We start from the raw sequence: 23,048 nt of genomic DNA on the forward strand, positions 1-23,048 counted from the left end.
TCACATGGAGCCCGAATACATTAGCGCAAGCCTGATTTACCGTTCATCGTGACTGGATAGCAAAAGGTGGGCTGACCATACATTTGGTTACTTTGGGGCTTTTCCAAAGTGACCCGCCGTAAGGGCGGAACCGATAGCAGCCGTGACCGCAAAAACGGATATGTACCCGGTCTGCTCCAGCATCCTGGTCGGCCCAGAGGCCGCCATCGGGGGCAAGCCCCCTCCCACATCTAGTTCTCAGAACATCAGGTAGATAGGGCTCTGGCTGTCAGGCCGTTATGGCTGGCAAGCCCCCTCCCACAGAAAATGTTGCATCGTTTGAGCAGGCCCGAAAACAACAACGCCCCGTCGAGACGGGGCGTTGTCGTTGGTTGCAGCGCCGATTACTTCTTGGCGGCAGGTGCAGCAGCTGCGTCAGCGGCTTCAGCCTTGGCTGGGTCCTTGATGGCCAGCAGTTCCAGGTCGAATACCAGCACGGAGTTGGCTGGAATCGCCGGGCTCGGGCTCTGGGCGCCGTAAGCCAGGTCGGACGGAATGTACAACTCGACCTTCTCGCCCACGTGCATCAGTTGCAGGCCTTCGACCCAACCCGGGATCACACCGCTGACCGGCAGGTCAATCGGGCTGCCACGGTCCACGGAGCTGTCAAAGGTAGTGCCGTTGGTGAGCTTGCCAGTGTAGTGAACAGTCACTACGTCGGTTGGCTTTGGCTGGGCGCCGTCGGCTTTCTTCACGATCTTGTACTGCAGACCGGAAGCGGTGGTGACCACGCCGTCTTTCTTGGCGTTGTCTTCGAGGAATTTCTTGCCGGCCGCTGCCGACTCTTCGCTCATTTTGGTCATGCGTTCTTCAGCGCGCTTTTGCAGTGCGGCAAAGGCTTCAACCAGTTCGTCGTCCTTGAGCTTCTGTTCTTTCTTGCCGACAGCATCTTCAATGCCTTGGGCTACCGCTTTGGAGTCCAGGTCATCCATGCCTTCTTGAGCAAGGCTTTTGCCCATGTTCAGGCCGATGCCGTAGGAAGCTTTCTGCGCCGGGGTTTTCAGCTCTACGCTGGTCTGCGAATCACAACCCGCAAGTACCAGGCTAACCAGGGCCACCGCCGCCGCCAACCGATGCTGTTTCATGCTATTTCCTTGTTCATGCGCCAAAAGGGCATTCGAATAAAGTCGCGAGCTTATCAGGCGGCCACGACCAATGGCTACCGGCATGTGAGCAGGAAACGTCTGATAAGTTCACGTGTTTAAAAGCAATTTCATTCATGATGCAGGTCTGCGACGGATCGTGGGACCTGTCACTCCAGGCTCATGGCCACTTGCCGCCCCCTTGGCGTAGTGGCATAACAACGCCACCCCTCGACAAGGATAGTTAACTTGCGCATTTTTACCCGTGTCCTACTCCTGATCCTCCTGGCACTGGGCCTGATTCTGGCCGTGGTGCTCTATTACACGGTTAACCCCAGGCTGCCGGACTACATGCCCGTGGAGCAGGTGCACTACCAGGACCAATGGAGTGCCGCCGACCGCCAGACCTATTACTTCACGCCCCAGGGTACCCAAGTCAAAGGCCTGCACTACGATTGGTTCACCGCGTTGGAGCTGCCCTTTTCCGAGCGCCGTTTTGCCACGCCGGAGTACCTGGCCCGTTTTGGCTTCCTGGTGGACCCAAAGCAGGCGCCCAGCGCGCAGAACCCCGGCAACCTGCCCGTGGGTTTCGCCCGGCATAAAAACGCCGGCAGCAACGTTGAATACCTGGATATCACCTGCGCCGCCTGCCACACCGGCGAGCTGCACTTCAAAGGCCAGGCCCTGCGTATCGACGGCGGCTCAGCCCAGCATGTGCTGCCATCGAGCGTGCCGACCTTGCGCGGCGGCAGCTTCGGCCAGGCCCTGGTCGCCAGCCTCGCGGCGACTTATTACAACCCGTGGAAATTCGAGCGCTTCGCCCGCCAGGTCCTGGGTGAGCGCTACGACGCCGAGCGCAGCCAACTGCGCCAGGACTTCAAGCAGTCGCTGAACCGCTTCCTCAAGGTCGCCTGGAACGATACCCACCGTGGCCTCTACCCCACCGAAGAAGGGCCGGGCCGCACCGACGCCTTTGGCCGCATCGCCAATGCAAGCTTTGGCGATGCCATTTCCGCGCAAAACTATCGCATCGCCAACGCACCGGTGGATTACCCGCAATTGTGGGACATATGGACCTTCGACTGGGTGCAATGGAACGGTTCGGCCCAGCAACCCATGGCGCGCAACATCGGTGAAGCCCTCGGCGTCGGCGCGACCCTGGACTTCTTCGACAGCGCCGGCCAGCCCCTGCAGGGCGATGCGCGCTACCCTTCCAGCGTACGCGTGCGCGACCTGAACCTGATCGAAGAGACCTTGCAACGCCTCAAGCCACCCACCTGGCCCGAAGACCTGTTCGGCGCCATCGACAAGCCGCTTGCGGCCCAGGGTCGTGCACTGTTCGCCGAGAACTGCGCCGGCTGTCACGTGCCCACGGTCACGCAAGAAGGCGGCCGGCCGGTGCAGCAATTGAAGATGCTGCCAGTGGACTACATCGGCACCGACCCCGGCACCGCCTACAACATCGCCGACCAGCGTTACGACCTCAGTGCCCTGCAATGGGACCCGGCGGAGCTGGCCGGGCTCAACGTCCAGCTGCACCCCACGCCGACCGAGCCACTGGACCTGAAAAAGATGTCCGTGGCCAAGGGCCTGGCCTACGTCACCGCGTTCGTCGAGGACCACGCCTACCGCGCCGCCGGCGTAAGCCCGGCCGAGCGCCCGCGCCTGGACGGTTACGGCCTGCCCATCGGCGTGCGCGAGTTGCGCGCCTACAAAGCGCGGCCACTGGCTGGCGTCTGGGCGACACCGCCGTTCCTGCATAACGGTTCGGTGCCGACGATCTACCAGTTGCTCTCGCCCCAGGACGAGCGCAGCACCACCTTCTATAAAGGCACCTTCAACTATGACCCGCGCCATCTCGGCTTTGAGACCGACGCGTTCAAGAATGCCTTTGTGTTCGATACCAAAATCACCGGCAACCACAACAGCGGCCACGAATTCCGTGCCGGCCAGCGTGGCAACGGCGTCATCGGCCGTGGCTTGCTGCCGCAGGAACGCTGGGCGCTGCTGGAATACCTCAAAGTGCTGGGCGGCCCGCTGGAGCAACAACTGCCATGATGATTCGATCCCGCTATGACCAACCCTCCCTGCTCGCCCGCCTCTGGCTGCGCATCGGCAGGTTTCTCGGCAAAACCCTGCTGTGGCTGGTGGGTCTGGGCCTGCTCGGTTGGCTCGGCGCCAGCGCCTGGTACGCCTGGCAACACAGCGGCCCGGTATCGCCGGACGAACAGATTCCGCCCGGTGAAGCCGCCATGACCCAGGGCATCATCCAGACCGCCGTGCGCATTGTCGATCAGCACCGCGAGGGCACGCGCTACCTGCGCGACGCCCACGCCAAGGCCCATGGTTGCGTGAAGGCCGAAGTCAGCGTGCTGGCCGACCTCGATCCGGCATTGCGCCAGGGCGTGTTCGCCACGCCGGGTAAAACCTGGCAGGCGATGATGCGGCTGTCCAACGGCAATGCCTACCCGCAATTCGACAGCATCCGCGATGCCCGCGGCATGGCCATCAAGCTGCTGGACGTACCCGGCAAACAGCTGATGGCCGATCAACAAGCGCGCACCGAGCAGGACTTCGTGATGTTCAGCCACCCGAACTTCTTTGTCAGCGACGTGGCCGAATATGCGCAGAACATCGGGGCCCAGGCGGATGGCAAGAAAGTGCTGGCGTTCTTCCCCAAGGCCGACCCACGCACCTGGCAGATACGCCACCTGTTCATCGCCCTGGCAACCCTCGCACCCGCCCCGGCCAGCCCGACGCAGACCACGTACTTCTCGGTTTCGCCTTACAAGTTCGGTGCGGCCAACGCCAAGTTCCGCGTCGCCCCCGACCCGCAGAGCTGCCCCGAATACGTGTTGCCCAAACAGAACCAGGACCTGCCGAACTTCCTGCGTAGCGCCCTGAACCAGCAGCTCTCCACCGACCGCGTACCGGCGTGCTTCGTGTTGCAGATCCAGCGACAGAACCCGCAGACATTCATGCCCATCGAAGACACCAGCATCGAATGGAGGGAAAGCGACGCGCCTTTTGAAACCGTGGCCAAGGTGCGGGTCCCGGCGCAGGACTTCGACACGCCCGCGCTGAATCTCGCCTGCGACAACCAGTCATTCAACCCCTGGTTCGGCGTGGAAGAACACCGCCCCATTGGCGGCATCAACCGCCTGCGCAAGGCGGTGTACGAAGCGGTCAGCGATTACCGCCACAGCCGCAACGCGCCGTAGGCTCAGTGCCTGCCTGCCAGCAGAGGAAACCGATGTGAGTCCCGCTTACCTGTATCGCCCGGCAACCGCCGCCGACATGCCCGCCGCCCATGCACTCTCCGTGCACCTCAAATGGCCTCACCGCGAGGAAGACTGGGCGATGGTGCAGCGCACATCCGAAGGCTTCGTCGCCGAGCAGGACGGTGTCTTGGCAGGCATCGCATTCGCCTGTCATCAGGGGGCTTATTCGTCCATCGGCCTGGTGATCGTCAGTCATCAGCACCAGAGCAAAGGCATCGGGCGTCGCTTGATGAATCTGTGCCTGGAGGCCGTAGACCCGCGCACGCCGATCCTCAATGCCACCGAGTCAGGCGCGCCGCTGTACGCCAGCATGGGATTCGTCGAATTTGCACGGATCCAGCAACATCAGGGCGTGCCGCAGACGCTGGCCCCCCTACCCGCGACCCGCCACGCGCAATGTCGCGTATTGAGCCGAGTCGACTACCCGAAGGTGATCGAGCTGGCCAACGCCGGCAGCGGCCTGGACCGCACCGGTGTACTCAACGACCTGCTGCCGACGGCCGAGTACGTGGTGGGCATCGAGGCAGAGGGGTACCTGCAGGGGTGCGCCCTGCTCCGCCAATTTGGTCGCGGCCACCTCATTGGCCCCGTCGTCGCGCACCACCCGGAGCAGGCCCGACACTTGATCACGCACCTTCTTCGGTTGATCCCGGGCGCGTTCGTGCGCTTCGATATTCCCAGCGCATGCGGATTGGCCGACTGGCTGGAGAACCTCGGGCTGCCCTGCGTGGATAAAGCGCCACGGATGGTGCGGGGTGTACCGCCCCAATCAAGCGCCGGGGTCACCGAGTTTGCGCTGGTGACCCAGGCGATCGGCTAATGAATGCCCGCTCGCCGGCGCGTGCAATCGTGCCCTCTTCACAGACCAGAATGAACAAGTGCAAGGATAAGTGATCCAGGTGCTGCATGACGCCCCTCCCGTTGCAATGTGACGCGAAGCGAACGCTGCCTTTGCCTTCAATTTCCCCGATTGCTCTACTGCACACCGAGCGTAGTGCGGTGCCCATCCCGATTAACCCTTGCTCAATTTGGGTATGGCAATGCGACTACCGGTCTTGATTTCACGCAATGCCAGACTCGATTGAATAGACGCAATACCGACCTGGCGCCTCAGTACTTGCTCGATAAAGTCGCTATAGCTGTCGAGGTCCTCTGCCAACACTTGAAGCACGTAATCGGCGTCTCCGGTGATCTTGTGGCAGGCCAATACTTGCGGCAATTGCGCAATCACTGCCTCGAAGGCGTCCGGCGCGTGATCGGCATGGGTGGAAAAGCGGATGTGCACGAATGCCATGATATCCAGCCCGAGCATTCTTCGATCCAGCGTTGCCTGATAACCCTTTATCACGCCCGCCTCTTCCATTCTCTTGCGCCGTCGCCAGCAAGGCGTGAGGCTCAATGAAAGCCGCTCACTGAGTTCGGCATTGGAAATACTCGCGTCCTCCTGCAACAACTCAAGAATGGCCAGATCGGTCTCGTCGAGGCTGATTCGCCTGGATATATTTTTCTTCATTACGCTGTTCCTGAGTTAAATCGCCCGATAAATATGCATAAGCACGAAAACAAAGCAAAGAAATCGCGTCCTGACCAGAACAGAATATTTGCACTGGTTCACATTAACGGATGCGCAGAATGTTTACAGTTTTCAGTGATTCCCACCGTCTGCACCATGGCACCGAGTTGAAGGATGGCGTGCTCAAGCCGTCGTTCGAGCAGCCCAGTCGGGCCGACACCGTTCACGACCGTGTCAAGCAAACAGGCCTTGGCCGGGTAGTCGAACCGCGCGTGTTTGACCGCTCGTGTTACGTCAACGCGCACAGCGAGCGCTACGTGAGCTTCCTGGAGAGCGCCTGGTCGCAGTGGTGCGCCACAGGGCGCACTCATGATGCCCTGCCACTGGTATGGCCTGTGCGTGACTTGGCCAACGATCAAGTGCCAACGTTCATTGACGGCAAACTGGGCTTCTATGCAATGGATGCCGGCTCGCCGATCACCGCCACGACCTGGCAGGCAGTCAAGACCAGTGCCGATATCGCCCTGACGGGCCTGGCACTGATCGATGAAGGCCACGACAGTGCCTTTGCCCTGTGTCGTCCGCCGGGCCATCACGCGGCGCGTGAGTACATGGGGGGCTACTGCTATCTCAACAATGCGGCCATTGCTGCACAGCAGGCAATCACTCAGGGCGCCAAACGTGTCGCGGTACTCGACGTCGACTTTCATCACGGCAACGGTACCCAGAACATTTTTTACCAGCGCAATGACGTCATGTTCATCTCGCTGCACGGCGAGCCGGCCGTGTCCTATCCCTACTATTCGGGGTTCAGCGGTGAAACCGGCGCGGGCCACGGCGAAGGGTTCAACTTCAACTACCCATTGCCGAAAAACACCGCCTGGGAAAACTACCGCGACGCCCTGCTTCATGCCTGCAGGAAGCTTCAGCAATTCGCGCCAGAAGTATTGGTGATCTCACTGGGCGTGGACACCTTCAAGGACGACCCGATCAGTCACTTCCTGCTGGAAAGCGAGGACTTCATCGGGATCGGCGAGCTGATAGCGAGTGTGGGTTGCCCCACCCTCTTCGTGATGGAAGGCGGCTACATGGTCGATGAAATCGGCATCAATGCGGTGAACGTACTGCATGGCTTCGAGAGCAAACGCGCCTGATCCCCCCCGAATCTACAACGTGTAACTGGACAGATTGGAGAATAAAAAATGACGCTTTTCCTGGATGTCGATGATGCCGCACGCCTGTTCGCCAAGGTTGGCATCCGCCGGGCAATCCGTGAGATGGCCACCTACATCGAAGCAGACTATTTACGCTGGGCGCAGTTTGACAAGTCGCCGCGCACGGCCAATCACTGCGCAAATGGTGTGATCGAGCTGATGCCTACCGATGATGGCAAGCAGTATTCCTTCAAGTACGTGAATGGCCATCCGGACAATGGTCAGCAGAACCTGCTGACGGTGATGGCATTCGGTCTGCTGGCCGATGTCCACAGTGGCTATCCGACCCTGCTCAGCGAGCTGACACTGACCACCGCCGTTCGTACCGCTGCAACCTCGGCACTGGTCTCGCGTGCGCTTGCCCGGCCTGGGGCAACCTCGATGGCCCTCATTGGCAACGGCGCTCAAAGCGAGTTTCAGGCGCTGGCCTTCCATGAAATGCTGGGCATCAACGAAATTCGCATCTTCGATATCGATCGCGATGCCTCACTCAAGCTGCTGCGCAACCTGGCGGCTTTCCCGACGATCAACGTGATTCACGCCGACTCCGTACAGGAAGCGGTCAAGGGCGCGGACATTGTTACCACCGTTACCGCCGACAAGGCCTACGCAACGATCCTGACGCCCGAGATGATGGAGCCCGGTATGCATATCAATGCCGTCGGCGGCGACTGCCCGGGCAAGACTGAACTGCACGCCGACATCCTGCGCAACGCTCGGGTCATCGTGGAGTTTGAACCTCAAACGCGGATTGAAGGTGATATTCAGCAACTGGAGGCCGACTCACCCGTCATCGAGTTTTTCCGGATTGCGCAAGGCGACATCCAGGGACGCGAGAGCGATGAACAGGTGACGGTATTCGATTCCGTAGGCTTTGCCCTGGAGGATTTCTCGTCGCTTCGCTACCTGCAGGCGATGGCGCACGAACATCAAGTCGGCCGGCACATCCACCTGGTACCCACGCCTGAAAATATAAAAAACCTGTTCCAGATGCTTGATCAGCAACCGACCAACGCCGCCCATCTGCGCACGGCCAGTTGACCTGCGAGTGACGCCCCAAGGCATCTGCAGCGGGCCGTCACTGCCCAAAAATAAAACAACACCGTCACCCGCCATTGCCTCCTGACAGTGGCGCTGGGTATCCATTTTTCTGCCAAAACTCAAAAACATAAGATCAAGAGGTTTTGAAATGAAATCGAATTCATCACAGCGGGCTGAGCAGCCTGCGCTGCAGCGCACGCTCAGCAATCGTCACATCCAGTTAATGGCCATGGGCGGCGCCATTGGCACGGGTTTGTTCATGGGCTCCGGAAAGATCATCGCCCTCTCCGGCACCTCGATCATCCTCATCTACATGATCATCGGCCTGTTCGTTTATTTCGTCATGCGCGCCATGGGCGAAATGCTGCTATCGAATTTGAATTTCAAGACCTTTGCGGATTTCGCCGGCGCTTACCTGGGGCCTCGCGCCGCATTTTTTCTCGGATGGTCGTATTGGCTGAGCTGGAGCGTTGCAGTGATCGGCGATGCCGTCGTCGTCGGAGGCTTTTTCCAGTACTGGTTCCCCGATCTGCCTGCCTGGATACCGGCTATCGGGATGCTGACGACCCTGTTTGCCTTGAACGTGCTGACGGTCAGGCTTTTCGGTGAGGTCGAATTCTGGTTCGCGATCATCAAGATCATCGCCGTGGTGACGCTGATTGGCGTCAGCCTCGTGATGATTGCCAGCTCGTTCGTATCCCCCAGTGGCGTTACCGCGTCCCTGGGCCATCTGGTGGATAAGCAGGCTGCATTCCCTAATGGCTTGCTGGGTTTTTTCGCCGGTTTTCAGATGGCGATATTCTCCTTTGCCGGTACCGAACTGATCGGCACCGCGGCGGCAGAAACCCGGTCGCCGGAGAAGACCCTACCCAAGGCAATCAACTCGATTCCGCTGCGAATCATCCTGTTCTACGTGTTGGCATTGGGCTGCATTATTGCCGTGACGTCCTGGCAGCAGGTTTCACCCGTGAAAAGTCCTTTTGTCGAACTGTTCCTTGTCGCAGGCTTTCCCGCAGCAGCCGGTATCGTGAACTTCGTAGTTCTGACATCCGCCGCTTCATCGGCCAACAGTGGCGTATTCTCATCCAGCCGTATGCTGTTCGGGCTGGCCAATCAAGACAATGCTCCGGGTATTTTTCGGCGGCTATCGGGCAATAGCGTGCCTCTGCTGAGCCTGGCCTTCACTACATCACTGATGCTGATGGGCGTACTGGTGCTGTTTATCGTTCCGCAAGTCATGACAGCATTCACCATCGTTTCCACTGTGTCGGCGGTTCTGGTGATATTCACCTGGTCGACCATCCTCGCCTCTTACATTGCCTATCGCAAAAAGCGTCCTGAGCTTCACGCAAAATCTGCTTACAAGATGCCGGGCGGCGTCCCAATGGCAGGGCTCTCACTGGCTTTTATGGGCTTCGTTCTCTGCCTGCTGGCATTGAGACCTGACACCCGTGTTGCCTTGATGGTCATGCCAGCATGGTTCATATGGCTGGCCATTGCTTATCAGCTGACCCGTAGCAGGAAGCCCAAAACCACAGCGCAATCGGCACGTCAATTCGGTTGAGTTGCGCTAAAGAGGCTTGGCGCAACTTAACTCTCTATTAAAAACCGTGGCTGGAGATGCAATTGCAGCGCAATTGTGCAGACGAAAAAAAGCCCGCTCAATGAGCGGGCTTCTTGTGGCGACCTGGCGTTCAGTGTTCCAGGTTGCCGAATATGGCGCAGCGGACGGGACTCGAACCCGCGACCCCCGGCGTGACAGGCCGGTATTCTAACCGACTGAACTACCGCTGCGCGTAACACATAAAGCGAATGGTGGGTGATGACGGGATCGAACCGCCGACCCTCTGCTTGTAAGGCAGATGCTCTCCCAGCTGAGCTAATCACCCTTCGTTTCGGTGTGGGCGCATCATACACCAAAAAATCGTAATGTCTTGATTTAAATGCACTTTATTTAAAAAAAGTTTACCGCACGACTTTTTGCCATATTTCGGGCAATAAAAAGCCCGCTCAATGAGCGGGCTTTCCGTGGTGACCTGGCGTTCAGCATTCCAGGTTACCGAATATGGCGCAGCGGACGGGACTCGAACCCGCGACCCCCGGCGTGACAGGCCGGTATTCTAACCGACTGAACTACCGCTGCGCGTAACACATAAAGCGAATGGTGGGTGATGACGGGATCGAACCGCCGACCCTCTGCTTGTAAGGCAGATGCTCTCCCAGCTGAGCTAATCACCCTTCGTTTCGGTGTGGCGCGCATTCTACGGAGCGCTCCGAGGTCTGGCAAGCACTTTCTTAAATCTTTTTTTTCAGCCCTTCCAATGGCTTACGCAGGGTTGGCCTGCGGCGTGATCAAGAGAATAATGCCCCCCTTTGTATAGAGGAGAGACTCACCCCATGTGGTTCAAGAACCTGCTTATCTATCGCCTGACCCAAGATCTGCCTGTTGATGCCGAGGCGTTGGAAGCGGCCATGGCCACCAAACTGGCGCGCCCGTGTGCAAGCCAGGAACTGACCACCTACGGTTTCGTTGCCCCTTTCGGTAAAGGTGAAGACGCGCCCCTGGTCCACGTCAGCGGGGATTTTTTACTGATTGCCGCGCGCAAGGAAGAACGCATCCTGCCGGGCAGCGTGGTACGGGACGCGGTTAAAGAGAAGATTGAGGAGATCGAGGCCGAGCAGATGCGCAAGGTCTATAAAAAGGAGCGCGACCAGATCAAGGATGAAATCATCCAGGCCTTCCTGCCCCGCGCCTTTATTCGTCGCTCGTCGACCTTCGCCGCCATCGCGCCGAAACAGGGTCTGATCCTGGTCAACTCGGCCAGCCCGAAACGCGCGGAAGACCTGCTCTCCACCCTGCGCGAAGTGATCGGCACCCTGCCCGTACGCCCGCTGACCGTCAAAACTGCACCGACGGCGATCATGACCGACTGGGTCACCACCCAGAAACCGGCGGCCGACTTCTTCGTGCTCGACGAATGCGAACTGCGCGACACCCACGAAGACGGCGGGATCGTGCGCTGCAAGCGCCAGGACCTGACCGGCGAAGAAATCCAGTTGCACCTGACCACCGGCAAAGTCGTGACCCAATTGTCCCTGGCCTGGCAGGACAAGCTTTCCTTCATGCTCGACGACAAAATGACCGTCAAGCGCCTGAAGTTCGAAGACTTGCTGCAGGACCAGGCCGAACAGGACGGCGGCGACGAAGCTCTGGGCCAACTGGATGCCAGCTTTACCCTGATGATGCTGACCTTCGGCGAATTCCTGCCGGCGTTGATCGAAGCACTCGGCGGTGAAGAGACCCCACAAGGCATCTAAGCCATGTGAGGCTCTAAAATGTGGGAGGGGGCTTGTCCCCGATAGCGGTGTATCAGTCAAAAATCCATTAGCTGATACACCGCCATCGGGGGCAAGCCCCCTCCCACATTTGATTGCGTTACCACGTCAAAAATCGAACAAGAAAGGACACTTTCCATGCGCGCACTCGCCGCCTTGAGCCGCTTCGTCGGCAATACCTTCGCCTACTGGGTGTTGATCTTTGCCGTCGTCGCATTTCTCCAACCCAGCTGGTTCCTCGGCCTGAAAACCGCCATCGTCCCACTGCTGGGCCTGGTGATGTTCGGCATGGGCCTGACCTTGAAACTCGAAGACTTCGCCGAGGTCGCCCGCCATCCGTGGCGTGTCGCTCTAGGCGTGGTCGCGCATTTTGTGATCATGCCCGGCGTGGCGTGGTTGTTGTGCCAGGTCTTTCACCTGCAGCCGGAAATCGCCGTTGGCGTGATTCTGGTCGGCTGCTGCCCAAGCGGTACGTCATCCAACGTGATGACCTGGCTGGCCCGTGGCGACCTGGCACTGTCGGTGGCCATCGCCGCCGTCACCACCCTCCTCGCCCCGCTGCTCACCCCGGCGTTGATCTGGCTGCTGGCTTCGGCCTGGCTGCCGGTGTCGTTCATGGAGCTGTTCTGGTCGATCCTGCAGGTGGTGTTGCTGCCAATCGTGCTCGGCGTGCTCGCGCAACGCTTGCTGGGTGATCGGGTGCGTCATGCGGTCGACGTGCTGCCGCTGGTCTCGGTGGTCAGCATCGTGATCATCGTCGCCGCCGTGGTCGCCGCCAGCCAGGCGAAGATTGCCGAGTCAGGCCTGTTGATCATGGCCGTGGTGATGCTGCACAACAGCTTTGGCTACCTGCTCGGCTACTTCACCGGGCGCCTGTTCACGTTGCCATTGGCGCAACGCAAATCCTTGGCGCTGGAAGTGGGCATGCAGAACTCCGGGCTCGGCGCCGCGTTGGCCAGTGCGCACTTCTCGCCACTGGCGGCGGTGCCCAGTGCGCTGTTCAGCGTCTGGCACAATATTTCCGGGGCATTGCTGTCGACTTACTTTCGACGTATGAGCGAGAAGGAAGATCGCCGCGCACTGGAGAACACCCCGCACACTTGATCGAGCGGCCCATGTTCGGCACTCTTAGCCCCTCGCGGGGACGACCCCGCGACGCCAATGCGCGTTGAGTCCGGGGACGACCCCGCCTGAAGAAGCGAGGTCACCATGTCCTGGATCATTCTGTTTTTCGCCGGGTTGTTTGAAGTCGGCTGGGCCGTCGGCCTGAAGTACACCGACGGCTTCAGCAAGCCCCTGCCCACCGCACTGACCATTGCCGCTATGGTTATCAGCCTAGGCCTGCTGGGGCTGGCGGTGAAGGAACTGCCATTGGGCACCGCCTACGCCGTATGGACGGGAGTGGGCGCCGTGGGCACGGTGATCGCCGGGATTATTCTGTTTGGGGAGTCCATGGCGTTGTTCCGGTTGGCCAGTGTGGCGTTGATTATTTGCGGGTTGATTGGGCTCAAGATCAGCACGTAACCGCGTAGCGCAGCACCCGCTGCAACTTGCCTCAGTAATTAATCAGCTCACGTGCGCTCCAGGGCACCCAGGGTTTGCAAGATATGCTGGGCAAGTTCGTTCGCGCACTCGATCTGAATATTGTGCCCTGCATCAAAATTGATCACTTGGCAATCAGCCAGCGAACGCTGCAGGGCGGTCTTCTCGGCGGCCGAAGAAAAGTTGCTCTTCTGGCCGAAATACAGAGCGGCAGGCGCCGAGATGCCTTTGAGCAGATCAACGTAATGCTTGCGCAGCCCGTGAAAACGCAGTCCTACACGCGAGCGCAAACGTGCATCCCAACGCCATCGGTAACCGTGTTCATCATCGCCAGACAACACACGCTCACACAACTGACGGGCAAACGAGTCGGAAACGGTCATATAGCTCATTTTGATAAGTTGGACTGCCTCGGCGACGCTGCGTATCAACGGCTGGCTGGGTGTTGTACGTAGATGATGCAGCTCTTTGGCAATCTGAAGCTCCATGTCCAAGACATCGACGGTGGGCGGAATGAAGGTTTCCAGCAGAAACAGCGTTCTAACCCATTGCCGATTTTGATTGGCGAACAGGGCCGCGAGTACCGAACCCAAGGAGTGGCCAACCACATGCACCTGGGTGAGTGCGAGCGCCTCGCAAAGAAGGGTGATATCGCTGACGTAGTCCACCAGTTGGTAGCCCTTCCCGTCTTCTATATGCGAAGAAAGCCCGTGCCCGCGCAGGTCTGGGGCAATCACGCGATAACCGGCAGCCACCAGATACAGCGCCATATCGTGCCAGCTATAAGCCTGGTCAAGTAGCCCGTGGATGAGTAAGACAGCCGGTTGCCGGTCCTCGCCCCACTGACAGACATTGATCCGATAACCATTGATCAGCAGCTCCCTATCCATGAAGCGCACTTGATGTCTGCTCGCACTGAGATGGGCGGCAGGCAGCTCGGGTACTGGCGCGGTGTACGCTGCTGCAGGGTGAGTCAGGGACTGCTGTATGAAAGCTTCCAGCCTGGCGACTGAATGATGCTCGAACAAATCCTGAGGTTTTAAATCCAGACCGAAAGTCGATTTGATCTTCAGCAGTAACTCAACCGCCATGAAAGAGGTCAGCCCGAGCATCCGGAAACTGGCTGTTTTGTCCAGGGTTTGCGCCTCGAGTCCCAGACTGAGGGCGATGATCGAAGTCATATCATGTGCTGCCCGCCCCTGGGGCTCACCGACCTTGGGCGCCGAGTCCGCAAGCCCTGCCGCGCCTGGTGCGATGGTCGGTGTAAAAAACGGCTGACTGAATACGATCCCCGTGTTGGGGCCGTTTTGCGGGATCAGCATAACCGGCGCGTCACTGAAGACCGGTCGAAAGGAGGTACGCTCGAAAGCATATACCGGGATATCCATCACCGGTTCTGGGCGCGGTGCCGCAGAGGCACACAAGGCCGCCCACTCAATAGGTACGCCGCGCTCGTATAACCAACTCACTGCACGATAAAGCTGAGTTTGCGTTTCTTTGGCCAACGATGAACACATCGCAAACCTGGCAAATGGCTGGCATACGGCATTCAACGCGGCACCCGGCCCGACCTCCAGTCCTATATATGTTCCCTTACCCAGTAAGTTTTCAATGCTCTCGCGAAACCGTACTCGCTGGTGCATATGTTGACAAAAATAGTCGGCATTGAACGTGCCGCCATCTGCCGGTAGCCCTGTGAGATTGGCGATGATGGGGACTTGCGGCGCACCATAGGTGACCGACGCTGCCACCGCCTCAAAGGCAAGAGACGCCGGCAACATGGAGGGGGAATGAAAGGCTTTTTCCACTCGCAACTCAACCCATTGCATAGGAAGAGTATCGAGCAGGCATTGGAATCGTTTCACCGCCGGCAACGGCCCGCTGACGACTGTTTGATGCTGGCTGTTGTCTGCGGCAATCACCACTGCCTGCTCAGGTTCAAAACAGCAGCGCTCAAGCAGCGCTTCAACATCACGGGTGCTCGCCAAAACGCAGAGCATCGCCCCCGGCGCCGTCATTTGCTCCATCAATCGTGCTCGGGAAACGACCAGGCGCAACGCGTCAGCCAAGGAAAATACCTGGGCAATGCAGCACGCTGCGTATTCACCAAGACTATGCCCGATCAAGTACCTGGGCTTGACACCCAAGGAGATCCATAACTTGGCCAGGGCATACTCCAGACAAAAAATGGCAGGCTGGCAATTTATTGTTTTTCGCAACACCGCTGTGTCTGATTCCAATACCAGCGTCTTGATCGACAAACCGTGATTAGCCATCGTGATCGCTTCGCACTCATCAATGGCCTGGCGAAATACCTCGAAGGCGGCATATGGCATTGTCCCCATGCCTGGGTAATGGGAACCCTGGCCGGTGAAGAGAAATACACACTTGGGCCTCTTCCCAAACGCCTTCGGCCTATCAGCGCCATTGGAAAATGAGCGCAGTTTTTCGCACAAATCCGCCTTGTTCGAGAAAGCAATGGCCTTGCGTATGGATAAATCGGCCCTGTAACGATTGGCGGTGTAGGTGAGCGTCTGCGCACCTCTATGCGTCGGTTTTAAATAATCAGCATAAGCACGCGCAATGGCTTTGATGGAATACTCAGAGTGTGCGGTTATCTTCAGCACCCCGGCGCCCTCAACCCAGGACCTCTCACCTGCACAGGCGGCCGGGGGCTCTTCCAGCACCATATGCGTATTGGTACCGCCGAACCCGAAGGCACTCAGGCCCGCAATGCGCTTGTTGTCCGGTTGCCATGCGCTGAGTGCCGTCACTATCTTCAGCCGCGTGTGATCCAGAAACTCATCAATCAACGGATTCAATTGACCGATATGAATTTGCGGTGGGATCAATTGATGCTTGAACATCAGCAGAATCTTTAACAAGCCCGCCATGCCCGCGCCGGACTCGCAATGGCCGATATTGGCTTTGACCGCGCCCAGAAGGCAGGGCGTAACGATTGAAGCCTGCCCTCCACCATATACCTTGGACAACGCTTTTATCTCGATCGGATCACCCAACGGCGTACCCGTGCCATGGGTTTCGATATAACTGACGTCCTGCGGCTGCACTGCGGCTTGACGTAGTGCGCGCGCGATTACCTGCTCTTGTGCTTTGGCGCTGGGAGCCGTCAGGCCATTTGTCATGCCGTCCTGATTGATCGCACTGCCACGTATGATCCCCAGGATTTCGTCACCTTCGGCCAAGGCTCGCGCATAGGGTTTCAACATGACCAATCCTGCCCCCTCGCTACGCACGTAACCATCGGCGCTTGCCGAAAAGGTTTGGCACCGGCCGGTAGGCGACATGAATCCAGCCGCAGCGAAGGCGAGGTTGGTTTCCGGGGCCAGGATTACATTGATGCCGCCAGCGATGGCCAAATCGCATTCCCCTGCGTTCAAATGTGCACACGCCAGATGTATCGCGCTCAGGGAAGATGAACACGCGGTATCCACCACCATGCTGGGGCCCTGAAAATCAAACTGATAGGAGATGCGATTGGCCAGGGGGCTGAGCGTTGACCCAGTGCCTACATACCCTTCCATGAAATTAATATCGCGATTGAGGATTTTATTGAAGTCCCAACCACTGGCGCCGATGAACACACCGGTGTTACTACCGCGCAGCGAATACGCTGTGTAATGAGTACGCTCAATCAAGTGCCAACTCATCTCCAGCAACAGGCGCTGCTGGGGGTCTAGCTTTTCTGCCTCACGCGCGCTGATATTGAAAAAGGCAGCGTCGAACTGATCGATACCCTCCAGGAAGCCCCCCCACTGCGTCGCCGCTGATGAACGTCTGTCCCGATGATGCAGTGGCGGAATATAGGCATTGTTCCACCGATCGGCAGGCACTGCGGTGATGCAGTCTTTGCCCTCGCACAAGTTCTGCCAATATTGCTCAGCATCATTGGCGCCGGGCAAGCGCAGCGACATACCGATGATCGCGATACGCTCCATTACCGGCCCCATTGCCGCGTGTCCATCTCCAGCTCCGTCTGGCGCGACGCGTTGATATGCTTGAGAAATTGTCCAACCCGCTGCTGACAGTCAGGGCTGCCAACGACTTCATGAAACAGACGATGTTCATCGGCAAACAACGAATGATCCAGGTCCGTTGACAAATTGACGGCCCTCTTGGCATTCGCAATAGCCGCCGCAGGCGCGCTGGCGATACGTATTGCCAGCTTTCGCACATAAGCATCCAGCGCCACAGGCATTACAGCGCGATTCACATAGCCATAAGCTTCAAGTTGCTCGGCATTATAAAATTGACCGCTGAGCATCATTTCCAGCGCGCGGGACCGACCGACGAGGCGCGGCAATAATTGCGTTCCTCCTTTACAGGGCAACAACCCCAGCGACACTTCCGGGTGCCGGATAAACGCTTTGCCAATCGCTGCAAAGCGCATATCAAGCGCCATCAGGAACTCACTGCCAGCGCCGCTGGCACGGCCAGCGAGCTGTCCGATGGTGACCTTCCCCCAGGCGTGAAAGCGTTCAATCAACTCATACATCGACAGCAGTGCCTGGTTGGCCACCTCATCGCGATAATTCTGGAACAACTGCAGATCCGCGCGGGCGATGAAAAAATCCGGGTCCGCACTGTTGAACACAATTACCTTAACGTTCGAACACTCTGCTTGCCGGGCGGTGTAGCGGAGCAACTCGTCCGTCAAGTGGGCATCGAGCAGGTTGACAGGAGGATTGTTTATCGTGACAAAGTCCACCCCTTGCTGGTGCACGACGCTCAATAATTTAAAGTCGCCAGTCATCACGCCCCCCTTACGGAAAAACTCATCGCGTGGACGTCCAGGGTTTATCCAGGCACTTCAATTTAATCCGACAAAGATCCAGGTTTCCGCTCTGAAAACCGAGAATGGAATATTTAAGGTAGCGTTCATAGGTTTCGACCTGATCCAAACCGACCAGCTCGATTGCTCTCTCGCGGTGGGTATCAAGACGCGAAATCCACTCACGCAAGGTATTTACATAATCAGATCGGTCGTTGCGTAATTCGACAATTTCAAAATGTCCTTGAACCGCTTGGACAATATCCAGCAAATGCGGAGGATCGGTTTCTTGAAAAATCTCCTTGGATAAGAACGCTGTCGCCCGGGTGCCCACCATCTCTTGACGGGGCTTTCGGGAGCCATACGCGAACGTCTGAACAGACATATACCCACCGGGCACCAGCAGTGCATCCTGACAATGTTTGAAAAACGCCTTGTATGACTCCAGCTTCTGGGCTTGGCTGTCATCCAGTTTCGCAAAGTGCTCGAAAGCACCTATCGAGATAATGCTGTCGTACGGTTCGAGCGGGTAATGGTCCTGCCAATTTTCAACGCGAACTTCACACCCACCAAGGCCCAACTCGGCTATGTAGTCAGCCTGAGCATTGCTGAGCGTCAGCCCGGTAATCCGTTCAGCGCCACAGGTCGCAACGACCCGCGATAACGCCGCCCCCTAACCACAACCTATGTCCAAAACCGAACGCGCCGTGTCCGCGCCCGAGGCACGGATATGATGATCAAGTTTATTGATCTGAGCGTGTTCCAATGAGTCTGACTCAGATAAAAACATCGCACCGGAATACACCATGGCGTCATCCAGCCAAAGCTTATAAAACTCATTGCTCAGATCATAATGCGCTTGTATGGCACGCTCGGATGACCCGAACTTCGCAGAATGGGGCATCTTATTCTCCATCGCTCGCCAGGTACGTACTCAGCGTTTCAATCGTTGGGTGATCGTATAGCAGCGTGGCGTCCAGCTTACGACCGACCAGCGTTTGCAATTTCGCGGTCAACTCGACCACAGACGCAGAATCAATACCGTAGCGATCGAAGGCCACATCGGTCGCCAGCTCCGTCGCCGGAACCTCGAGCAAATCCGCCAATGACTCAAGTAAAAACTCTTCAATAACTTCCCGTTCCAGCACGATTGCCATTTTTATAGCGCCTCATAGCCCAGTTGTCGTTTGGATGCCGTAAAAAATATGAACGTATTAAGGCCGTGTCTTTTTTGCGTCACGCTTTTCTTTGGAAGGCTGCCGCATATCGGAAACCTGACCGCACGCTTTAAGTACATTTAAAATACCCAACCCCAAGTCCAGCTCATACCATTCATAGGCCATGCGTGCTGAGTAAGGAAACGCATGATGGTTATTGTGATAACTTTGTCCGAGTGTGGGCACGGCCATCAGCAAGGGAATAGAGTTTGTACTGCGGTCGGCGGTGCGGTAGGGGCGTGAGCCCACGCTGTGAGACAGCGTGTTAATACTCCAATACGTCAGATGGTTCATCACAAAAATGCGCACAAACCCTCCCCACAGAATTCCCAGCACGACGCCTTGCCAACTCATGTAAATAAGTCCGGACAGCACTCCCGGAATGACAAAACCGGCCGCCAGCCAATAAATGTAATTGACGTGGACGTGCAGGATATCGGGGTCCTTGTACAGGTCCTTCACGTATCGATTCCATCCGGGAGCGCGAATGCTCAACGGCGTCCAGATCCATCCCACGTGTGAATGCCAAAAGCCTTTCATATGCTGCCAGAACCCTTCGTTATAGACAGTGGTCCCGCCTGGCCTTATATACATGGAATGTGGATCGTTAGGGCGATCGCTATGGATATGATGTTTGCGGTGTATCGCCGCCCACCATATGACCGGCCCTTGAAACCCCATGGACCCCATGCCCGCCAGACAAATCCTGAGCCACCGTTTGGCGCTATATGACTTATGAGCGAATAGGCGATGAAACCCGAGTTCAACGCCACACACGGCAATGGCATGCATCATCAGCAACATGCCTATTTCAACCATTCCAATCTGGTACCAGCCAATAACGTGCAAGTAAATGGCAAGCATGACTGCGATAACCGGAACAAAGGTAACGACACCGGCAAGCACCCGGTCGATCATTCTGCTCTGAGGCTGCTCAAAGCGACGTGCCAAGGGCCCGTCGTACTGCTGTTCAATTCCGGGCAAGTCAAGTTCATGCTCATCCGGAAGGCTGGGTACACGTTTCATCAAATACTCCAGACATCTGAAACGCCTCACCCACTGTTTCTTCAAGACATGTGAGCGGCGTGATTTTTAGAATTCAATGGTCTAGGTCAGTCTTGCTTGGCGACGGAGTGAGATAGAGTTCCCTGCATTTAAACCGCTGCAACTTTCCGCTTGAAGTTCTGAACAGTCGATTGGGCTTGACGAACACTATGTCATCAGGGCTTATGCCGTGCTGCCGGGTGATTAATTCGCGTATATCCGCAGCCAAAATAGACAGTTGATCAGCGGAGCGCGGCCTCAACTCGATCAGCACGACCAGTCGCTCTTCGCCCGCCACTTCGATGCCTAGTGCAGCACAGCTGTCATGTCGAATGTCCGGATGGGACTCGACGGTATGCTCTATGTCCTGTGGGTACCGATTTTTCCCACGCACGATAATAAGGTCTTTGATCCGTCCGGTTATATACAGCTCACCGCGCTCTATAAAGCCTAGATCTCCTGTGCGTAAATAGTATTCGGGCAAACTTGCTATTTTCGATTGGAATGCTTGACACGCGTCGGTGGCGCCTGGCCAATAACCTTTAGCGTTGCTGTCACTGCTTAGCCAGACCTCACCCACTTGACGCTCTTCACAGAGCACGCTGGTTTCGGGGTTGACGATGTTCACCTTATGACCGCATCGTGGGTAACCGCAACTGCTGACTTCAATACCATGAGCACTACCAGGGTCAACTGGCACGACGCTATGCTCTCGTAGTTTCCGACCATCTATATACAAGCTGTTGACGTCACTCAGCTTGGTGCTGCCGGTGACAAAAAGAGTGGCTTCGGCAAGACCGTAACACGAGTAAAAGGCCTTCTTGTTGAAGCCCCATCGAGAGAATTTCTCGCAGAAACCTTCAAGGGTTGGTTTGCGAATGGTTTCTGCGCCCGTGAACGCCAGGCTCCAACTGCTCAGATCGATACCAGACCTGTCAGCTGTGTCGATACGCCGGGTGCACATCGCATACGCAAAATTAGGCCCGCCCGAGGTCGTGGCCCGGTAGTCCGAAATCAGCTGAAGCCAGCGCAACGGGTTTTGCACAAAGGCCAGAGGGCTGAACACTATGCTATGTGCGCCTAAGAAAAGAGGCTGCAGCACATTTCCAATCAAGCCCATATCGTGAAACATAGGCAACCAGCCAACCACCACTGCGCGCTCGTCATGTTCAAAGGCCTGCTGTATGGCACGTTGGTTAGTCAGAATATTTTCATGGGTGAGCATGACGCCCTTTGCGACGCCAGTGGACCCGGACGTATATTGAATAAGCGCTAACTCATTATATTTCACAGAGAAACCTGAGCGGTCCCATTCGACATTATCCAGGCCTGCCAAATCAATAACTTGGACATATGAAAGGCCATCTGATTGCAAAACGTGGTTGACCGCAGATACTAATCCGGCAGCGCTCAGAACGAAGGTTGACCGAGCATCCCTTGCAACGGCCGTCAGACGCCTTTTATCCGCTGTCGTCAGAGGCGCAGATAACGGAACCGGGACAGCGCCTGCATAGAGACACCCGAAGAATGCCTCAATAAAATCCAGCCCCGCGTGAAATACCAGCAATATATTGCGACCCTGCATGCCATGCTCAGTCAGATAACTGGCAATTCTCCTGGCTCGGGCATCCAATTGCGCAAACGTCAGGCTGTACGATTGTGAAAGGGAATAATCATGAAACGTGTAGGCTGGTTGCCCGGCATTTACAATCGCCCTTTCCTGCAGCATTCCCCCCAGCGAGTTGATGTGATGCATGTTCAGCCTTCCACACACGTCAACAAAGCGTAGGCAATCGAAAACCGACCCGACTCAGGCACCATGCACAACACTTTGTCACCAGCTTTGAACATGCCGTTGCCGAGTGCCTCCTCCAACATGAGATAAATACTGGCGGAGCCGACATTTCCCTTGCTTGCCAGATTGGTAAACCACTTTTGCGTGGGCACCGTAAAGCCAATATCCAAATAGGCTTTGACCAGCTCTTCAAAAAAGAAATACGAGCTGATATGCGGGAGAAAGTGATCGATCTCGTCGGGCTTGATCATGCCCCGCGCCATTAATTTTTCAGTCTCTACCAATACCGACCCGGACAAGCCCTTGGCCAGTAAGTCGGTATCCTGGCGAAGCAGCATCAATCCCGCTTCTTCGGCCTGGGAAATAGTCTTGTAGGATTGGTACGTATCGCCAGCCTGCAGGTTCTTCGTCTTCGTACTTCCCAAGTACATGCACGCAGGGTATTTATGCGCGTAGGAATTCAACGTTATCCATTCGATCTTCAACGAGATACTTCTTTCACGCGGCGCGCTTTGGACAACCGCTGCGCCAGCACCGTCTGATAACATCCACCGTAAAAAGTCAGCGTTGAAATATTGGTATGACGCTTCCTGACCGCGCGGAGCACTGATCTGACTTTCTTTTTCGAAACGGCTTCCTTGTAAAGCGACGGATGCCAGTTCAGAACCTACCGCCACCGCAATATCATGCTCGTTTGCCAAAATCGAATTATTCACACTTTTAAGAGCGGCCATGCTGGAGACGCATACGCCCCCTGCCGAAAGAATGTCCATGGGTCCGCCGCCCAGGCGGCCATGTACCATCGAGGCAAATCCCGGGACAATCAGATCGGGACAGGTCGTCGCAGTAGCAAGCATCTCGATCTGATCGATAGACAGCCCCCCTTTGCGCAAAGCATCCTGAACGGCATTTGCAGCAAGCTGCTCATTCAGGTGTGTTTGCTGACCTTGGCGATCAAACGCATAATAGCGCTGGACTATCCCATTGGCATTTAATATTAAGTCCTTATAACGACTGGGGTTGCCATTAACTAAGCCAAGGTGTTTTTCAATATCGTCGTTGTGAACGGGATCATTAGGCAGAAAGGCGCCAAGGGACGTAATATAGGCGGCGCGTTTTTCACAATTCAAAGCACTCTCCTCCACCCTGCAC

At 56.9% G+C, this 23,048-nt stretch carries 17 protein-coding genes, 4 tRNA genes and 2 pseudogenes; 9 read left to right on the forward strand and 14 right to left on the reverse strand.

What is annotated here, in order from left to right:
* Positions 1-383: 383 nt before the first annotated feature.
* Positions 384-1,124, reverse strand: a complete 741-nt coding sequence (locus tag PspCFBP13528_RS25980) for an FKBP-type peptidyl-prolyl cis-trans isomerase (RefSeq protein ID WP_137201804.1) — start codon at positions 1,122-1,124, stop codon at positions 384-386.
* Positions 1,125-1,370: 246 nt separating this feature from the next.
* Here PspCFBP13528_RS25980 and PspCFBP13528_RS25985 point away from each other — a divergent pair, with 246 nt between their 5' ends.
* The 3 genes from PspCFBP13528_RS25985 to PspCFBP13528_RS25995 all read left to right on the forward strand — a co-directional run bounded on the left by PspCFBP13528_RS25985 (position 1,371) and on the right by PspCFBP13528_RS25995 (position 5,222).
* A complete protein-coding gene (locus PspCFBP13528_RS25985; RefSeq protein ID WP_137201805.1) occupies positions 1,371-3,179 on the forward strand; it encodes a di-heme-cytochrome C peroxidase in 1,809 nt (602 codons plus the stop codon).
* Positions 3,176-4,342: a catalase family protein gene (locus PspCFBP13528_RS25990; RefSeq protein ID WP_137201806.1), complete on the forward strand. Its 1,167-nt coding sequence runs from the start codon at positions 3,176-3,178 to the stop codon at positions 4,340-4,342. Before PspCFBP13528_RS25985 ends, PspCFBP13528_RS25990 begins: the two co-directional genes overlap by 4 nt.
* A 76-nt stretch (positions 4,343-4,418) precedes the next feature.
* Positions 4,419-5,222 (forward strand): GNAT family N-acetyltransferase, encoded by an 804-nt coding sequence (locus tag PspCFBP13528_RS25995; RefSeq protein ID WP_178084457.1) that lies wholly within the window; start codon positions 4,419-4,421, stop codon positions 5,220-5,222.
* Here the strand turns inward: PspCFBP13528_RS25995 and PspCFBP13528_RS28125 are convergent.
* A pseudogene (locus PspCFBP13528_RS28125) lies at positions 5,212-5,310 on the reverse strand (LysR family transcriptional regulator); the annotation flags it as partial. The gene PspCFBP13528_RS25995 and the pseudogene PspCFBP13528_RS28125 overlap by 11 nt on opposite strands.
* 104 nt (positions 5,311-5,414) lie before the next feature.
* Positions 5,415-5,915 (reverse strand): Lrp/AsnC family transcriptional regulator, encoded by a 501-nt coding sequence (locus tag PspCFBP13528_RS26005; protein ID WP_065888210.1) that lies wholly within the window; start codon positions 5,913-5,915, stop codon positions 5,415-5,417.
* A gap of 119 nt (positions 5,916-6,034) precedes the next feature.
* Between PspCFBP13528_RS26005 and PspCFBP13528_RS26010 the strand changes: the two genes are divergently transcribed.
* The 3 genes from PspCFBP13528_RS26010 (at position 6,035) to PspCFBP13528_RS26020 (ending at position 9,734) form a co-directional block, all read left to right on the forward strand.
* Positions 6,035-7,069 (forward strand): histone deacetylase family protein, encoded by a 1,035-nt coding sequence (locus tag PspCFBP13528_RS26010; RefSeq protein WP_137201808.1) that lies wholly within the window; start codon positions 6,035-6,037, stop codon positions 7,067-7,069.
* Between the two features lie 48 nt (positions 7,070-7,117).
* Positions 7,118-8,170 (forward strand): ornithine cyclodeaminase, encoded by a 1,053-nt coding sequence (locus tag PspCFBP13528_RS26015; RefSeq protein WP_137201809.1) that lies wholly within the window; start codon positions 7,118-7,120, stop codon positions 8,168-8,170.
* A gap of 148 nt (positions 8,171-8,318) precedes the next feature.
* The gene (locus PspCFBP13528_RS26020; protein ID WP_065951123.1) at positions 8,319-9,734 is read left to right on the forward strand and encodes an amino acid permease; all 1,416 of its coding nucleotides are present in this window, start codon (positions 8,319-8,321) and stop codon (positions 9,732-9,734) included.
* Positions 9,735-9,887: 153 nt separating this feature from the next.
* Here PspCFBP13528_RS26020 and PspCFBP13528_RS26025 read toward each other — a convergent pair.
* The 4 genes from PspCFBP13528_RS26025 to PspCFBP13528_RS26040 all read right to left on the reverse strand — a co-directional run bounded on the left by PspCFBP13528_RS26025 (position 9,888) and on the right by PspCFBP13528_RS26040 (position 10,408).
* A tRNA-Asp gene (locus tag PspCFBP13528_RS26025) sits at positions 9,888-9,964 on the reverse strand.
* A gap of 19 nt (positions 9,965-9,983) precedes the next feature.
* Positions 9,984-10,059 (reverse strand) — tRNA-Val (locus tag PspCFBP13528_RS26030).
* A gap of 177 nt (positions 10,060-10,236) precedes the next feature.
* Positions 10,237-10,313: transfer RNA gene (locus tag PspCFBP13528_RS26035), tRNA-Asp, on the reverse strand.
* Between the two features lie 19 nt (positions 10,314-10,332).
* Positions 10,333-10,408, reverse strand: a tRNA-Val gene (locus PspCFBP13528_RS26040).
* A gap of 159 nt (positions 10,409-10,567) precedes the next feature.
* Between PspCFBP13528_RS26040 and rdgC the strand changes: the two genes are divergently transcribed.
* From rdgC to sugE, 3 genes are all read left to right on the forward strand, one after another.
* Positions 10,568-11,488, forward strand: coding sequence for a recombination-associated protein RdgC (rdgC, locus tag PspCFBP13528_RS26045; protein WP_137201810.1), 921 nt, complete (start codon positions 10,568-10,570; stop codon positions 11,486-11,488).
* A gap of 156 nt (positions 11,489-11,644) precedes the next feature.
* Positions 11,645-12,610: a bile acid:sodium symporter family protein gene (locus tag PspCFBP13528_RS26050; protein ID WP_137201811.1), complete on the forward strand. Its 966-nt coding sequence runs from the start codon at positions 11,645-11,647 to the stop codon at positions 12,608-12,610.
* A 105-nt stretch (positions 12,611-12,715) separates the two neighbouring features.
* Positions 12,716-13,030 (forward strand): quaternary ammonium compound efflux SMR transporter SugE, encoded by a 315-nt coding sequence (gene sugE, locus PspCFBP13528_RS26055; RefSeq protein WP_065951125.1) that lies wholly within the window; start codon positions 12,716-12,718, stop codon positions 13,028-13,030.
* 47 nt (positions 13,031-13,077) lie between these two features.
* Here sugE and PspCFBP13528_RS26060 read toward each other — a convergent pair whose 3' ends face one another.
* The 7 genes and pseudogenes from PspCFBP13528_RS26060 to PspCFBP13528_RS26090 form a co-directional block, all read right to left on the reverse strand.
* Positions 13,078-17,007 (reverse strand): type I polyketide synthase, encoded by a 3,930-nt coding sequence (locus PspCFBP13528_RS26060; RefSeq protein ID WP_161594772.1) that lies wholly within the window; start codon positions 17,005-17,007, stop codon positions 13,078-13,080.
* The gene (locus PspCFBP13528_RS26065; protein WP_101221117.1) at positions 17,007-17,822 is read right to left on the reverse strand and encodes an enoyl-CoA hydratase/isomerase family protein; all 816 of its coding nucleotides are present in this window, start codon (positions 17,820-17,822) and stop codon (positions 17,007-17,009) included. Before PspCFBP13528_RS26065 ends, PspCFBP13528_RS26060 begins: the two co-directional genes overlap by 1 nt.
* 22 nt (positions 17,823-17,844) lie before the next feature.
* A pseudogene (locus tag PspCFBP13528_RS26070) lies at positions 17,845-18,756 on the reverse strand (class I SAM-dependent methyltransferase).
* On the reverse strand, positions 18,746-18,997 hold the full coding sequence (locus tag PspCFBP13528_RS26075) for an acyl carrier protein (protein WP_065951129.1): 252 nt from the start codon (positions 18,995-18,997) through the stop codon (positions 18,746-18,748). Before PspCFBP13528_RS26075 ends, PspCFBP13528_RS26070 begins: the two are co-directional and overlap by 11 nt.
* Positions 18,998-19,054: 57 nt before the next feature.
* A complete protein-coding gene (locus PspCFBP13528_RS26080; RefSeq protein ID WP_083217978.1) occupies positions 19,055-20,083 on the reverse strand; it encodes a fatty acid desaturase in 1,029 nt (342 codons plus the stop codon).
* Positions 20,084-20,156: 73 nt separating this feature from the next.
* Complete coding sequence (locus PspCFBP13528_RS26085; RefSeq protein ID WP_137201813.1) at positions 20,157-21,857, reverse strand: fatty acyl-AMP ligase; 1,701 nt, start codon at positions 21,855-21,857, stop codon at positions 20,157-20,159.
* Between the two features lie 2 nt (positions 21,858-21,859).
* Entirely contained in the window at positions 21,860-23,026 is a 1,167-nt protein-coding gene (locus tag PspCFBP13528_RS26090) for a 3-oxoacyl-[acyl-carrier-protein] synthase III C-terminal domain-containing protein (RefSeq protein WP_161594773.1), read from the reverse strand.
* Between the last annotated feature and the right edge of the window lie 22 nt (positions 23,027-23,048).

This window comes from Pseudomonas sp. CFBP13528 (assembly GCF_005233615.1).
Classification (GTDB): Bacteria; Pseudomonadota; Gammaproteobacteria; order Pseudomonadales; family Pseudomonadaceae; genus Aquipseudomonas; species Aquipseudomonas fluorescens_AM.